The sequence below is a fragment of the Brevundimonas sp. AVps23W genome (assembly GCF_058681395.1).
In genome coordinates this window covers 1,100,524-1,114,657 of the sequence record NZ_CM178738.1, presented here as the reverse complement: position 1 = coordinate 1,114,657, position 14,134 = coordinate 1,100,524, and the positions used below count along the sequence as shown (strand labels likewise).

Annotated in this window: 15 protein-coding genes; 3 read left to right on the top strand and 12 right to left on the bottom strand. The window is 66.4% G+C overall.

The window, feature by feature from the left end; genetic code table 11:
* Positions 1-10: 10 nt before the first annotated feature.
* From bla to ACW177_RS05440, 8 genes are all read right to left on the bottom strand, one after another.
* The gene (gene bla / locus ACW177_RS05475) at positions 11-907 is read right to left on the bottom strand and encodes a class A beta-lactamase (RefSeq protein WP_492027612.1); all 897 of its coding nucleotides are present in this window, start codon (positions 905-907) and stop codon (positions 11-13) included.
* Positions 908-921: 14 nt separating this feature from the next.
* On the bottom strand, positions 922-2,340 hold the full coding sequence (gene flbD / locus ACW177_RS05470) for a sigma-54-dependent transcriptional regulator FlbD (protein WP_492027611.1): 1,419 nt from the start codon (positions 2,338-2,340) through the stop codon (positions 922-924).
* A gap of 69 nt (positions 2,341-2,409) precedes the next feature.
* Positions 2,410-2,742 carry a flagellar motor switch protein FliN gene (gene fliN, locus ACW177_RS05465; RefSeq protein WP_492027610.1) on the bottom strand — a complete coding sequence of 111 codons (333 nt, stop codon included), beginning with the start codon at positions 2,740-2,742 and terminating at the stop codon, positions 2,410-2,412.
* On the bottom strand, positions 2,742-3,389 hold the full coding sequence (locus ACW177_RS05460; RefSeq protein ID WP_492027609.1) for a FliH/SctL family protein: 648 nt from the start codon (positions 3,387-3,389) through the stop codon (positions 2,742-2,744). Before ACW177_RS05460 ends, fliN begins: the two co-directional genes overlap by 1 nt.
* Before the next feature lies 1 nt (position 3,390).
* Positions 3,391-4,425: a flagellar motor switch protein FliG gene (fliG, locus tag ACW177_RS05455; RefSeq protein ID WP_492027608.1), complete on the bottom strand. Its 1,035-nt coding sequence runs from the start codon at positions 4,423-4,425 to the stop codon at positions 3,391-3,393.
* Positions 4,425-6,062 carry a flagellar basal-body MS-ring/collar protein FliF gene (gene fliF / locus ACW177_RS05450; RefSeq protein WP_492028083.1) on the bottom strand — a complete coding sequence of 546 codons (1,638 nt, stop codon included), beginning with the start codon at positions 6,060-6,062 and terminating at the stop codon, positions 4,425-4,427. The genes fliG and fliF overlap by 1 nt, the downstream gene beginning before the upstream one ends.
* Positions 6,063-6,395: 333 nt before the next feature.
* Positions 6,396-7,400, bottom strand: coding sequence for an alpha/beta fold hydrolase (locus ACW177_RS05445; protein WP_492027607.1), 1,005 nt, complete (start codon positions 7,398-7,400; stop codon positions 6,396-6,398).
* A 141-nt stretch (positions 7,401-7,541) separates the two neighbouring features.
* Entirely contained in the window at positions 7,542-7,847 is a 306-nt protein-coding gene (locus ACW177_RS05440; RefSeq protein WP_492027606.1) for a DUF3253 domain-containing protein, read from the bottom strand.
* A 39-nt stretch (positions 7,848-7,886) separates the two neighbouring features.
* On the opposite strand from ACW177_RS05440, the gene ACW177_RS05435 reads away from it, so the two are divergent.
* Complete coding sequence (locus ACW177_RS05435) at positions 7,887-8,321, top strand: PaaI family thioesterase (protein ID WP_183198120.1); 435 nt, start codon at positions 7,887-7,889, stop codon at positions 8,319-8,321.
* Here the strand turns inward: ACW177_RS05435 and ACW177_RS05430 are convergent.
* From ACW177_RS05430 to ACW177_RS05415, 4 genes are all read right to left on the bottom strand, one after another.
* Entirely contained in the window at positions 8,305-8,913 is a 609-nt protein-coding gene (locus ACW177_RS05430) for a YoaK family protein (protein ID WP_492027605.1), read from the bottom strand. The two genes, ACW177_RS05435 and ACW177_RS05430, sit on opposite strands and share 17 nt — an antisense overlap.
* A gap of 36 nt (positions 8,914-8,949) precedes the next feature.
* A complete protein-coding gene (locus ACW177_RS05425) occupies positions 8,950-9,570 on the bottom strand; it encodes a glutathione S-transferase family protein (RefSeq protein WP_492027604.1) in 621 nt (206 codons plus the stop codon).
* 28 nt (positions 9,571-9,598) lie between these two features.
* On the bottom strand, positions 9,599-10,873 hold the full coding sequence (locus tag ACW177_RS05420; RefSeq protein ID WP_492027603.1) for a NupC/NupG family nucleoside CNT transporter: 1,275 nt from the start codon (positions 10,871-10,873) through the stop codon (positions 9,599-9,601).
* Positions 10,874-11,007: 134 nt separating this feature from the next.
* Positions 11,008-11,886: a branched-chain amino acid aminotransferase gene (locus ACW177_RS05415; RefSeq protein ID WP_492027602.1), complete on the bottom strand. Its 879-nt coding sequence runs from the start codon at positions 11,884-11,886 to the stop codon at positions 11,008-11,010.
* Between the two features lie 82 nt (positions 11,887-11,968).
* Between ACW177_RS05415 and ACW177_RS05410 the strand changes: the two genes are divergently transcribed.
* A complete protein-coding gene (locus ACW177_RS05410) occupies positions 11,969-12,706 on the top strand; it encodes a response regulator (protein WP_267514271.1) in 738 nt (245 codons plus the stop codon).
* Positions 12,707-12,722: 16 nt separating this feature from the next.
* Positions 12,723-14,105 carry a sensor histidine kinase gene (locus ACW177_RS05405; RefSeq protein ID WP_492027601.1) on the top strand — a complete coding sequence of 461 codons (1,383 nt, stop codon included), beginning with the start codon at positions 12,723-12,725 and terminating at the stop codon, positions 14,103-14,105.
* Positions 14,106-14,134 lie beyond the last annotated feature (29 nt).

Here is a 14,134-nt window from a genome sequence, read left to right as displayed (position 1 = left end):
CAGGGGCGTATCAGTCACGGCCCAGCGCCTTCAGGGCGCGGCGGGCCGCCTCGGCGATCACGGCGTCGCGCTGATCTTCGGTCGCCTCGGTCGCGCCGGTGAAATAGGCGGCGATTATGACCGGCGAACCGCTCAGCGGCGTCAGCATGGCGACGTCGTTGGCCGTGCCGTTGGCGCCGCTTCCTGTCTTGTGGGCGACGGTCCAGCCTTCGGGCGCGGCGGCCTTGATCCGGTTCGCACCGGTCGGCGAGGTCGTCAGCCAGCCTTGCAGCAGGGCGTCGTTTTCCGGCGTCAGCCGATCACTGAATGCCATCTCGCGGATATTGGCCAGCGTCTGTTCGGGCAGGCAGGTGTCGCGCGGATCGTTGGGCAGGGCGGTGTTCAGGTCCGGCTCCAGGCGCGAGATGACGGTCGTGGTGTCGCCGAACGTCGGCCACCACGAACGCCATACGGCGATTCCACCCATTTCGCGGATCAGGATGTTGGCGGCGGGATTGTCGCTGACTTCCACCGCCGCCTGCATCAGTTCTCGGATCGTCAGGGTGCGGCCGACGGCCGCCTCGGTCACCGGCGCATGGGGGACCATGTCGGCACGGGTGATCCGCACGGGACGATCCAGCTGTTCCTCGTCGCGCTGCACCCGTTCCAGGGTTGCTGAGGCCAGGAAGGGCTTGAAGGTCGAGCAGAAGGGAAACCGCTCCTGGCCGCGCCACAGCGTGCGGCGGCCGGCGCCCACGTCCAAAGCGGCGAGACCCAGGCGGCCGCCATGGCGCGCCTCGAGATCGGAGAGGAAAAGATCCGGTTGCGCCTCGGCGGGGATCTCGGCCTCACGACGGGGCGAGCAGGCGGTCAGGGCCAGGCCCGCGCCGAAACCCAGGCCGCCTGCGATCAAGGCCCTGCGATCCACGCCGCCGCTCATGCTCAGGCCGCGTAGCCCGAGGCCGATACGCCCGACTGCGGCGCGGGAATGGTGGTGCCCTCATCGGCGTATTCGTTCAGCTTGTTGCGCAGGGTGCGGATCGAGATGCCCAGGATGTTGGCCGCATGGGTCCGGTTGCCCAGGCAGTGGGTCAGGGTGTCCAGGATCAGGGTCTTTTCCATCGCCGCCACCGTCTGGCCGACGAAGCTGCGCGTCACCGCATCGGCGGCCTGGGCCGCACGCGCCGCCACACCGCCGCCATAGGGATTTTCGTGCCCCGTCGAGGCCGCGCCCACCATGCCCGAGGTCGGGGTCAGGGGCTGGCCGTCCGGCAGGCGGATCGCATCGACGTCAATCTCGGGCCCGGTCGCCAGCAGCACCGCGCGGTGCATGGCGTTTTCCAGCTCACGGACGTTGCCGGGCCAGCGGTGGGCGCTGATCGCCTGGCGCGCCCGCGCCGACAGCGGCCGGACCGGCACGCCGTTGGCGGCAGCGTATTTCTTGATGAAATGCTCGGCCAGAACCCCGATGTCGCCCGGACGCTCGCGCAGGGCCGGCAGGCGCAGATTGACGACGTTCAGCCGGTAAAGCAGGTCTTCGCGGAAGGTGCCTTCCGACACGGCGCGGGCCAGGTCGCGGTTGGAGGTGGCGATGATGCGGATGTTGACGGGCACAGGCTTGGAGCCGCCGACGCGGTCGATCACCCGCTCCTGAATGGCGCGCAGCAGCTTGGCTTGAAGCCGGGCGTCCATTTCGCTGATTTCGTCCAGCAGCAGGGTGCCGCCGTCGGCCTCTTCGAACTTGCCGATGCGGCGCGCGACGGCGCCGGTGAAGGCGCCCTTCTCGTGGCCGAACAGCTCGGATTCCAGCAGATTGTCAGGAATGGCGGCGCAGTTGACGCTGATGAAGGGACGTTCCGACCGGCGCGAATTGTCGTGCATGTAGCGCGCCATCACCTCCTTGCCGACGCCGCTTTCGCCGGTGATCAGGATCGAGGCTTCCGAGCGCGCCACCTGGTCAGCCAGTTGCAGCACCGCCTTCATCGACGGGTCGGCCGAGATCATCGGCTTCTCGTCGTCAGCGACGGCGGCCAGAACGGCGGCGATCAGTTCCGCGTCGGGCGGAAGAGGAATGAACTCCTTGGCCCCGGCCTTGATGGCGGCGGCGGCCTCTCGCGCATCGGCATCGACACCGAAGGCGACGACCGGGACCGTGATCCGTTCGGCCTCGTTCGCGGCGATCAGGGCTGCGATGTCGAGCTGATAATCGACCATCAGAAGGTCGGCGCCCTGCCCTCGTCGCAACTGCTCGGTCGCTTGGTCCGTACGCTCGACGTGGCTGACCTTGGCGCCGTGCGCCATGGCCATCTTCACCGCCGAAGCGAGCTGTCCGCTCAGTCTGCCTACCACTAGAAGACGCATTGTTCTTCTCCTCTAAACTTTCATCCGGGTCGCCGTCGTTCAGCCGCGCAGAGCCTGCGCGGTGTCGCCTCAGCTCCCCGAGTCCTCGGTCTTGATGATTTCCGTCATGGTCACGCCCAGCCGATCGTCGACGACGACGACCTCGCCGCGCGCGATCAGGCGGTTGTTGACGAAGATGTCGATGGCCTCGCCGACCTTGCGGTCCAGCTCCAGCACCGAACCCTTGTTCAGCTTCAGCAGCTGGGCCACCGACATGTGCGACTTGCCCAGCACAGCCGAGATGTTCACCGGCACTTCGAACACCGTCGCCAGATCGGCGGCGGTCTTGTCTCCATGGTCATCGACCGTGGCCAGGGCGGTGGAGTCCGGGAACTCCTCGAGCGAAAGATCGTCGGAGGCCATCAGAAATCACTCCGGTCAGCATTGATTGGGGGTTCGGCGTGCCCGGCCTCGGAGGCCAGGGCGGCGGTAAGGGCTTCAGCAACGCGCTGGGCGGAACCTTCAGGATCATGGTCGGCGCGACCGTCGGCCCATTCCAGCTGGAAAGCCGCCGCGCCCATGCCCGGCTCTTCGCGGAAGGCGACGACGCCGGTGAAACCGCTGTCGGCGCAGGCCCGCTCGATCTGAGCGCGACCTTCGTCGTCCAGACCGGCGGCGCGCACGACCAGACGCGGCGAAGCGTCAATCTCTTGCGCCAGCGCCTCGAGCGCAGCGCGCAAAGGGGCCTGTGGGAACCGCTCCAGCGCCGCGCCGCCGATGGCGCGGGCCGCCGCCAGGGCCAGATCCGCAGACTGCTCGCGGTGGGCCTGAGCCACGCCGCGCAGCGAAGGCATGGCGGCCGCGACGCCCTGGGCGATGTTGGTCAGGGCCATGGCGCGAATATTCTCGATCTCGGCCAGCGCCTGTTGGCGGGCCTCCAGCTTGGCGTGCGCCACCAGCGCATCGACCTCGGCCGGCAGATAGCTGCGCTTGGCCGGCTTCCAGGTGCTCTGGCGCACCACCGAACCATCGGCGTCGAACTCTGTATCGAAGGCGAAGGGCGTACTCATGTCAGTAGATCAACTCGTCTTCGGCGCCTTGGCCGGCCAGCATGATTTCGCCGCGCGCCGCGAGATCCTTGGCGACCTGCACCATGGCCATCTGAGCGGTGTCGACGTCCTTGAGGCGGACCGGACCCATGGATTCCATGTCTTCGCGCATGATCTTCGAGGCGCGTTCGGACATGTTGGAGAAGAACATCTCGCGAAGAGGCTCCGACGCGCCCTTGAGGGCCAGGCCCAGCGAGTCCTTGTCCACCGCCCGCAGCAGCGTCTGCACGCCGCCGGGGTCCAGCTTGGACAGATCCTCGAACACGAACATCAGGGCGCGAATCCGTTCGGCGGATTCGCGGCTGCGCTCTTCCAGGGCGCCGATGAAGCGCGCCTCGGTCTGGCGATCGAAACTATTGAAGATGTCGGCCATCATCTCGTGGCTGTCGCGCTTGGAGGTGCGCGCCAGGTTCGACATGAATTCGGTGCGCAGCGTCGCCTCGATCTTGTCGAGGATCTCGCGCTGAACCGGCTCCATCCGCAGCATCCGCTGCACGCATTCCAGGGCGAAATCTTCCGGCAGAGCCGTCAGCACGCGGGCGGCGTGATCGGACTTCACCTTGGACAGGATGACGGCGACGGTCTGGGGGTATTCGTTCTTCAGGTAGTTGGCGAGGACGGCCTCGTTCACATTGCCCAGCTTGTCCCACATGGTCCGACCGGCCGGACCGCGGATTTCCTCCATCAGACCTTCGACGCGGTCTTTGGGCAGGAAGGAGGACAGCAGCTTCTGCGTCTGTTCGAAGCTGCCCACGACAGCGCCGGAGCCCGCCAGCCCCGAGACGAACTCGATCATCAGGGCTTCCACCGCTTCTGCGGTCACGGAACCCAGGGTGGCCATGGCCTGGGAGATCTCCTTGACCTCCTCGTCGTCCAGCCTTTCCCACAGGGCCGTATGGTCCTCGCCGAGCGCCAGCAGGATGACGGCGGCCTTCTCCGGCCCCGTCAGCTTGTTGGGGTCGTCAATAGAGTTCTTCTTGGTGACGAGCTTGGCCATCAGCCTTCCGCCACCCAGGTCCGCAGAATACCGGCCGCCTCATCGGGATGAGCCGCGACGAAATCCGCGACCTTCTTAACCGACGAGGCCTTCACCTGGCCCTCGATCCGGGCGATGTCGATCTTCTGGTCCATCTCGTTCGGGGCCGGGAGCTGGACCAGTTTGGGCTGGCCATCCGCGCCGATGACGGTGGTCGTCACCATCTCGACCGGCGTGCCGTCAGGACCGGGAAGCATTGCAGGGGCCGGCCCGCCGCCCGCCGTCTTCAACAGCGGACGCAGCACGAAGAAGATCAGCAGCAGGGCCACCACGGCCAGGATGGCCAGTTCGATCAACCGCATGATGTCGGTACGCGAGAAGTCGATCAGCGGCGCCTTGCCCTCCAGACCGCCGGCAATGCCCGTGTCGTGATTGAAGCGGACGTTGATCACCTCGATCTTGTCGCCCCGCGCCTCGTCGATCCCGGCGGCGGCGGCCACCAGCGACTTGATCTGGGCGATTTCCTCAGCGGTGCGCGGCGCATAGGTCGGCTCGCCCTTGCCGTCGGCGGCAGGGGTCCACTTGCCATCGACGGCGACCGCGACCGCCAGCTTCTTGACCTCGCCGGGCTCCTTGGTCGTGGTCGTGGTCGTGTTGGAGATTTCGTAGTTGGTCGTCTCGGCGTTTTCGGCGCTGGTCGCGCCGGCCGGGGTATTGGCAGGCGGTGCGCCGCCGGGGATGTTGTTGGCGGCCGTCACGCCGCCGTCGTTCTGGCCCGTGGTGTCCGAGGATTGCGAGCCGTTGGCGGTGGTCGAACGCACGACCTGACCATCGGGATCGAACTTCTGCTCCTGGGTGGTGGACCGGCTCTGGTCGATGTCGGCCGTGACCTGGACCCGCGCGGCGCCGATGCCGACGACGCCCTCGACGATATCCTTGATGCGGGCCTGCAACTGGGACTCGGTATTGCCCTTGGCCTCGGCGGCCGAGGCGGAAGAGAAGGTTCCGTCATCGGAGCCGGCCGCCAGGGTGCGATTGTTCTGGTCCGCGACGGTGACGCGGTCGGGCTTCAGGTTCGGCACGGACGAAGCCACCAGGTTGCGGATCGCCCGCACCTGATCCGGCGTCAGGTCCCGACCGCCCAACCCGACCAGGACTGCGGCGGTCGGCTCGCCAGCGGCTGCGGTGAACATCTCGCGACGCGGCATGGTGATGTGGACCCGGGCGGCGGTGATGCCCCGCATCGACATGATGGTGCGCGACAGCTCGCCCTGCAGGGCGCGTTGCTCGTTCAGCTGTTGCTGGAACTCGGTCTGACCCAGAACCGACTGATTATCGAAGATTTCGTAGCCGATGGACCCAGAGGTCACGAGCCCTTTCTCGGCGATCAACATCCGAGCCGTGCCAACGTCGTCGCGATTGACCATCACGGTCGAGCCGTCGCCCTTGGACACGTATTTGATGCCCGCCTGTTGCAGAGCGGCGGTGATCTCGCCGGCCTCGCGCAGATCGAGGTTGGAATAAAGCAGGGCGTCCGGCGCCTGCCCCATGCGCAGCATGACGGCGACCAGCACGGCGGTCACGCCTGCGGCCACGCCGAGAACCGCCGCCAGACGGCCGATCCCAAACTTCTGCAACGCCGCCGTAAAGCCGCCCACGCGTTCCCGCCCCAAACTCGCGGAAGACACTGACGCTCCGCTAGGCAGAAAATGCCGCCTGGATGGTAAACGTCACGTTAAGAGACGTTTACGCGGTGTCCTCGAGAACCGTGGTTAACGCCTGTTCGTTCTCGCTCTTGTGATCCCGAGCCGAGAACCTGAACGCCGACTCGGGCGTATGCTCCGTATACGCCCTCGTCAGAAGGGCATGGAGGAAGCTCATGACGGTCTGGTCCCACGGCCCCAATCGCTCTTCGACGCGTTTGCGCACCGCCTTAGGCTATATTGCTGCTGCAGTGGTCTCAGTCGGCGTATGGGCGGTTCTCGCAGGCCTCATGGCCTGACGTCGTTCGCCTTTTGGAGTTCCGGAAGGACCGCAGGCGCACCCGACGGAAGGGGAGCCGAAGGGTTTCTCAACCAGGACACGACGTCGCGATAGACGATCTCGGCGTCAAGGTCGCGGTTCAGCAGATGCCAGCCGTCAGGATACCAGGCCGTGCGCAAGTCGCCGCCTTCCGCCTCGGCGCGTTCGAGCGCGACCCGCATAGGACCCTTTTTGACGATCTCGTCGTGCGCCCCGTACATCAGGATGGCGTCACCGCGGATACGCCCCAGGCTAAGCGACGAGGCCTCCATCAGATCAACCAGACCATAGAGGGTGTCGAAGCGGGTGGAGAGAATACTCATCGGATCACGCCCGTTGCGGATCAGTTCCAGCGTATTGCTGGAGGCGTGAATGTCACGGGTGATGAACTCGGGCGGCTCCAGCGCAACATCACCGAGGGCGCGCGCGGCGATGTTCAGGGCTGCGCTGTTCAGCGGTCCCTGGGTCGACCAGCCCCACACCCCCGGCGCCAACAGCACCAACCGGTCCGCGTCGGGCGGATGGTCGGAACCGAAGGCGACGGCCGCCACCGATCCCCCCATGCTTTCGCCCACCACGGCGATGACTGCATCTGGATAGCGGGCGCGAGCCAGGGCCGTGATCTCACGCAGATCGTCCGTCATCCGCCGCTGTCCGGCCCAGACGCCCCGCCCCGGCGCAGCGCCGAAGCCGCGCTGGTCATAGGACCAGGTCTCGATCCCCTGCTCGGCCCACCACGGCCCCGCCAACCGGAAGCTGGCGTCGTGATCGTTCATGCCGTGCAGAGCCACGATCACCGCCCACGGCGCCCGATCGGCCGGTCCCCAGCGCAGATACGGCAACCGCGCCCCGTCGGACATGACCAGGGCGCGATCCTCGACGTGAGCGCCGGCGAAACCCGGCGGCGGCGTCATGGGCGGCTGGACATGGGGCGTGGCGCAGGCCGACAGGGCCAGCGCGACGATGAGTGGCAATCCCCTGAACCGCCCATCCCCGCAAAAGCGGGGACCCCGTGCTTTGGGCGAAAGGCGACTGCGCCAGTTCAACGTCATTCGTCCCACGCACAGCCTCACGAAAGAACTGGGTCCCCGCTTTCGCGGGGATGAGCGGAGCGCTTAATCCTCGATGTCATCCTCGACGACCGGCGGACGGCGGCTGAGAGCCAGGGCCGTCTCTTCTTTGGTCGCCTGACGCAGGCGGGTCACGCCGCGGAAGTCGTCCGGATCGACCGGCTTGCCCTTTTTGGTGATGGTCAGCTTGCCCTGACGCATCAGGCCCAGGGCCGTAGCCCGGACCTTGGGCAGCATACGCTGCCACTGCTCGGGCTGTAGCGCCTTGGCCACTTCTGCCGGCTCGATGCTCTTGCCGGGCTCAAGCGCGGCTATTTTGTTCAGGATTGCGGTTTCGATGGGATCGCTCATTTCGCCTATATGCGAGACCAGAAGTAAGGCCGAGTCGTCATGCCGAAGAAAATCACCGTCACCGAGGGCGAATTCGCCGGCTGGCAGACCTATGACCTCCACGACACTTTCGACGTGGTGGTCGGGCCCTTCTATGGCCGGCTGGACCCAGACGGCCATATGCGCTGCGCCTTCCGCGCCGAGCAGAAACACATGAACGCCGGCGGACGGATGCATGGCGGCTGCCTGATGACTTTCGCCGACATCGCCATGTTCCAGATCGCCTATCAGGAGATGGAAGGCGCCTCGGGCGTCACGGTGCAGCTGGATTCCACCTTCATCGACGGCGCCTATGTCGGCGAACTGATCGAGGCGACCGGCCAGGTCACCAAGGCGGGCAAGAGCCTGATCTTCGTGCGCGGCCAGATCAATACGGGGGAACGGCTGCTGATGACCTTCTCGGGCGTGATCCGCAAGTTCACGCCGCGCGGTTGAGCCGCACGATCAGGGCCATAAGCAGGGCGAATCCGGCGGCGGGCCAGAGGGCCGCCAGTCCCAGATAGCCGAAGGTAAGGGCGCCCAGCACCGCCCCGAAACTCAGGCCTGCCCATAGGGCCAGATAGGCTTTGTAGGCGTGTCGGTCTGCGCCCTTTACCGCGCCTGCCAGGGCCTGCCCCAGCTTGACCAGGGTTCCGGTCATATAGGTCAGGCTGACCCCGACCTCTCCGTTTCTCAGGAAGACCGAGTTCTCGGCGCCCATAGCCATGACCATCAGGCCGACGGCGGCAGGGGTCAGCCCCGCGCCCGCAAGAGCAGCGGCCAGGGCCAGCAGCAGGCCTTCGAACATCAAGACCCGGCTGCGCGACTGCGCCCCCTCTCCGCCCGCGACCAGGGCGCCGAGAAACGAGCCCAGCACGAACAAAGCCAATATGGCCGCCAGATGTGCGGCCGCCGGCCAATGCCCCTCGGCGAGGTTGGCGGCCAACCGCGTGGAGTTGCCGCTCATGAAGGAGACGAAGGCGCCGCCAAGGTGCAAAAAGCCGAGGCTGTCCACATAGCCGGCCAAGCCCGCCAGAAGCAGGGCCAACCAACGATCCGACGGCGTCAGCGATCGCAAGGCCGCTCAGACCCCCGCCTTGGCCGCCGGACGCGCCCGACAGGCGTCGAACCAGCGATGCAGGTTCTCGAACTCGGCGGGCGGCCGATAGCGGACCATCCGTGCGAAATCCAGGCCGACGGCGGCGACGATGTCGGCGATGGTGAACCGGTCCAGGGCGATGAACTCGTGCTGGGCCAGGTGTCGATCCAGGGTCTTCATGAACCGCTCGGCCGACAGTCGGTTGTAATCGGCCACCTGCGGGATCTGCACCGCCTCCAGCGCCGCGAGAGCCGGGTGCGAATGGCGTACATTCAGCATGATCGGATTGGACAGATAGAATTCGCAGCGACGCGTCCACATCTCGACCACCGCCTGTTCGCGCGCGTCGCGGCCGAACAGGTTCGGCTCCGGATACAGGGCCTCCAGATAGCGGCAGATGGCCACCGACTCCGAAATCGTCGTGCCGTCGTCCAACTCCAGCGCCGGCAGGTGCGGCACGCCGACCTTGTCGCGGTACTCGGCCTTCTTGTGATCGCCGGTCAGGATGTCGATCTCGATCAGTTCGACATCCTCGACGCCCTTTTCCGCCATGGCCCAACGAACCCGGCGCGGATTGGGCGCGCGGTGCGAGGTGTAGAGCTTCATGGCGACGTCTCCGTTGTTTTGGGAAACGCTACTGCCCGAACACCGCCGCTGGCAAGGCGCCGACGATGGCGGCGCTCATCAGGGTGGCCATGAAGCCAGCGAACAAAGCCTTCCAGATCAGGCCCAGAACCTCGTGACGCCGTTCAGGCATCAGCACCGACAGCCCGGTCACGGTGATCCCCACCGAACCGATATTGGCGAAACCGCACAGGGCGTAGGTCATCAGCATCCGCGTCCGCTCGCTCATCGCCTCCGCGGGCAGCTTGCCCAGGTCGATGAAGGCCACAAACTCGGTCAGGGTCAGTTTGACCCCCAGCAGCCAGCCGCCCAGCGCGGCCTCGCGCGCATCGACGCCGATCAGCCAGGCCAAGGGTGTGAACAGGACGCCCAGGATCCGCTCGACCGTCAGCGGCTCGCCGAAGACGATGAAGCCGCCCAGCATGATGTTGACCAGGGCCACCAGGGCCACGAAGACGATCAACACCGCAGAGATGTTCAGCACCACCATCAGGCCGTCCGACGTGCCCTTGGAAATGGCGTCGATGCTGCTGTCGTACTTCAGCGCCGAGTCATAGCTGATCGACTGGATGGCTTCCTTGTCCGGCTCGGGCACGATGATCCGCGCCAGCAACACCCCGGCAGGGGCCGAGACGATTGAGGCGACCAGGACGTGGCCGGCGGCGTTGGGCAGGGTCTGGGACAGGATGCTGGCGTAGGCGACCATGGTCGAGCCAGCGACCGTCGCCAGGCCCACAGTCATCATCAGGAAGATCTCGGACCGGCTCAGCTTGTCGAGATAGGCCTTGATGACGATGGGGCTCTCGATCGTGCCCAGGAATATATTGGCCGCCACCGCCAGGGCCGAGGCGCCGCCCAGGCCCATGGTGCGCTGGAACAGCACGCCGAAGCCGCGGATCAGCCACTTCAGGATCTTCCAGTGCCACAACAGGGCCGACAGGGCCGAGATGACCATGATCAGCGGCAGGACGTTGAAGGCGAAGGTGAACAAGGCGCCCTCGTTCTGAACCGCATAAGGCTGATCCCCCCCGGCCAGATAGCCGAAGACGAACCGCGTGCCCTGGGCCGTCGCGACCGCCAGGCCGTCGATAGCGCCCGTCACCGCCGCCAGAACGGTGCGCGACCCCGGAATGGCGAACAGGGCCAGCACCAAGGCGGCCTGAACCGCAACCGCGCCTATGGCGAGTTTCCACGGGAAGTCCCGCCGGTTCTCGGAGATGGCCCAGCACAGAGCGATGATGACGACCAGGCCGCACAGGCTCTGGAGGTTCAGAAGACTGAACATGAAACGGCGATCCCTGCCCGGCCCGCGCCGGTTTCATCCGCTTCAAGGACAAAGTGACGCGGCTGACAAGGGGCGCACGAAAAAGGGCGGCGCCGAAGCCCCGCCCTTCTCCACCTTAGACAGGTCGAACAGGCTTACAGCTGGCGACGCACCAGCTTGCCGTAGGTGTCCATCAGGTCCAGCGACAGGGCGCCGGGGGTGAAGCGATAGTCGCCCACCTCGGCCACCGGCGTCACCTCGACGGCGGTGCCGGTCAGGAAGCATTCCGAGAAGTCCGACAGTTCTTCCGGCAGGATGTCGCGCACCACGACCTCGATCCCCTTGGACTTGGCGATCTCGATCACCGTCTGACGGGTGATGCCGTCCAGGATGTGTTCGACCTTGGGCGTGTGCAGCACACCGTCCTTGACGAAGAAGACGTTGGCGCCGGTGGCCTCGGCCACATAGCCGCGCCAGTCCAGCATCAGGGCGTCGGCGAAGCCGTTCCGCTCAGCCGTGTTCTTGGACATGGTGCAGATCATGTACAGGCCGGCCGCCTTGGCCGTCGTCGGCGCCGTCGCCGGATCGGGGCGACGCCACTTGGACCATTCCAGCTTCAGGCCGCGCGCCTTGACCTCAGGGTCGAAATAGCTCGGCCAGTCCCACACGGCGACCGCCAGGTGAACCTTGTTGTTCAGGGCCGAAACGCTGGTCTGTTCCGGGCCCAGATAGGCGACCGGGCGCACATAACAGTCGGTCAGACCGTTCTTGGCGCAGGTTTCGTTACAGATGGCGTCGATTTCGGCGACGCTGTAAGGTATCTCGAAATCGAGCAGGTTCGCGGACCGCTTCAGGCGCTCCGAATGCGGCGTCAGCTTGAAGATTTCGCCGCCGTACATACGCTCACCCTCGAAGACCGACGAGCCGTAGTGGAGGGCATGGGTCAGAATGTGCGTTTTCGTTTCCCGCCAGGGCACGAATTCGCCGTCCATCCAGATCCAACCATCACGATCGTCGAAAGGAACCAAGGCCATTGAAACACGTCTCCCGCAGAATTGCCGGTGTTAGAGCCGCCCGAATCGTTCAGGTCAACGCCCTGATCGCGGGGAACGTCGCATGAGCATCACCGAATATCGTTCGCAAGGCCGTTCAGGCCCCATCGCCGGCCCCGGCGTCGGGCGCCACCTGCTGATCGTCGATGACGACGACCGCATCCGCGAGCTGCTGAAGGAATACCTGTCGCGCGAAGGCTATCGCGTCACCGGCGCCGCCCACGCGGCGGCAGCCAAGCGGATGATGGAGCTGATCGAGTTCGATCTGGTGGTGCTGGACGTCATGATGCCGGGCGAGAGCGGCCTGGACCTGACCTCCTGGGTTCGCGCCAAGGCCGAAACCTCGAAGACGCCGGTCCTGCTGCTGACCGCGCGCGGCGATCCCGAAGATCGGATCGAAGGCCTGTCGCGCGGCGCCGACGACTATATGTCCAAGCCGTTCGAACCGCGCGAACTGGTGCTGCGGATCGAAGCCATCCTGCGCCGCACCGGCGGCAAGCCCATCGGCCCGCGCGAGATCAAGCTGGGAACCGCCGTGTTCGACATGGAGCGGCTGGAGCTGATCCGCGACGGCGCGCCCCAGCGCTTGACCGAGGCCGAGGCGCAACTGCTGAAGACCCTGGCCCTGCACGCCCACGCCCCCGTCGAACGGATGAGCCTGTCGCCCGATACGGCCGACATCACCGGCCGCGCCGTCGATGTTCAGGTCACCCGCCTGCGCCGCAAGCTGGAAGCCGACCCCAAGAACCCGCGCTACCTCCAGACCGTGCGCGGCGTCGGCTATATGCTCGCGCCCGACTGAGCCGGCGACGAACACCATGCGGCTGCTGCCCGCCCAACTGTGGCCGCGCTTTCTGAAGCGGCGCCTGCCGACCTCGCTCTGGGGCCGGTCGCTGCTGATCATCGTCCTGCCGGTGCTGGTCATGCAGGTGGTGGTGACCTGGATCTTCTTCGACGCCCACTGGCAGACGGTGACCGCGCGCCTGTCCGAGGGCCTGGCCGGCGACATCGCCTGGGCCGTCGAAAGCTACGAAGATGATCCCAGTCCGCGAAACCTGGACCGGCTGGCCGACCGCGCCGAACGCTCCATGTCCCTGTCCATTGCGTTGCAGGAGGGCCGCAGCCTGCCCACCGAACAGAGGCGCGGCCCCATCGGCGTGGTTGATCGGGTACTGGACCGGGCGTTGGCGGCGCGGCTGGACCGCCCCTACTGGTTCGACACCACTCGCTACCCCGCCTATGTCGACATCCAGGTGCAGGAGCCGCAGGGCGTGCTGCGCATCATCGCCCCCCGCGAACGCGCCGTGGCGACCCAGGCCCACATTTTCGTGCTGTGGCTGACCGTCGCCACCGTCCTGCTGATGGGGGTGGCGATACTGTTCATCCGCAACCAGGTCCGCGCCATCGAACGTCTGGCAGACGCGGCCGAGGCCTTCGGTCGGGGCGAGACCGTGCCCCGGTTCAAGCCGCACGGCGCGCGCGAGGTCCGGGCCGCCGCCGTGGCCTTCCTGGCCATGCGCGATCGCATCCAGCGCCATATCGACCAGCGCACGGTCCTGCTCGCCTCGGTCAGTCATGACCTGCGCACGCCCCTGACCCGGCTTCGGCTGGAACTGGCGCTGGCGCCGCCGTTCAAGCGCCAAGCCGCCATGCGCGGCGACCTGGACGAGATGGAGCATATGATCGACGAATATCTGGACTTCGCCCGCGGCGAGGCCGGAGAACCACCCCAACCGGTGTCGATTCCCGACCTGCTGAAGGCCGCCGGCGAGGACGCGAAACGCGCCGGGGCCGAGGTCGAGCTGGAGGTCGCCGACGGCCTGACCGCCTCGCTGCGTCCGCTCGCCTTCAAGCGCGCCCTGGTGAACCTGGCCGGCAATGCCGCCGCCCACGGCGAGCGGGTGCGCCTGTCGGCCCGGTCCCTGACCTCGGGCGGGCTGGAGATCACGGTCGAGGACGACGGTCCAGGCCTTCCCGAAGATATGTATGACGAGGCCTTCCGCCCCTTCTCGCGGCTGGACGAGTCCCGCAATCAGAACCGCAAAGGAGTCGGCCTGGGCCTGGCCATCGCCCGCGATGTGGCGCGCGGCCATGGCGGCGACGTCACCCTGGATCGCAGCGACATGGGCGGACTGAAGGCGATCATCCGGGTGCCCGGCCAGGTCTCGATCGTCGCCCCCTCTAGCGAAACGTCGCCATAAGGGGCATCTTCAGTTCCGACAGGGCATGG

Coding starts and splice junctions, on each gene's coding strand:
- ACW177_RS05405 (WP_492027601.1), top strand. CDS start 12,723: ATGCGGCTGCTGCCCGCCCAACTGTGGCCGCGCTTTCTGAAGCGGCGC.
- ACW177_RS05460 (WP_492027609.1), bottom strand. CDS start 3,389: ATGAGTACGCCCTTCGCCTTCGATACAGAGTTCGACGCCGATGGTTCG.
- fliG (WP_492027608.1), bottom strand. CDS start 4,425: ATGGCCAAGCTCGTCACCAAGAAGAACTCTATTGACGACCCCAACAAG.
- ACW177_RS05420 (WP_492027603.1), bottom strand. CDS start 10,873: ATGTTCAGTCTTCTGAACCTCCAGAGCCTGTGCGGCCTGGTCGTCATC.
- ACW177_RS05440 (WP_492027606.1), bottom strand. CDS start 7,847: ATGAGCGATCCCATCGAAACCGCAATCCTGAACAAAATAGCCGCGCTT.
- ACW177_RS05410 (WP_267514271.1), top strand. CDS start 11,969: ATGAGCATCACCGAATATCGTTCGCAAGGCCGTTCAGGCCCCATCGCC.
- ACW177_RS05425 (WP_492027604.1), bottom strand. CDS start 9,570: ATGAAGCTCTACACCTCGCACCGCGCGCCCAATCCGCGCCGGGTTCGT.
- ACW177_RS05415 (WP_492027602.1), bottom strand. CDS start 11,886: ATGGCCTTGGTTCCTTTCGACGATCGTGATGGTTGGATCTGGATGGAC.
- ACW177_RS05435 (WP_183198120.1), top strand. CDS start 7,887: ATGCCGAAGAAAATCACCGTCACCGAGGGCGAATTCGCCGGCTGGCAG.
- fliN (WP_492027610.1), bottom strand. CDS start 2,742: ATGGCCTCCGACGATCTTTCGCTCGAGGAGTTCCCGGACTCCACCGCC.
- flbD (WP_492027611.1), bottom strand. CDS start 2,340: ATGCGTCTTCTAGTGGTAGGCAGACTGAGCGGACAGCTCGCTTCGGCG.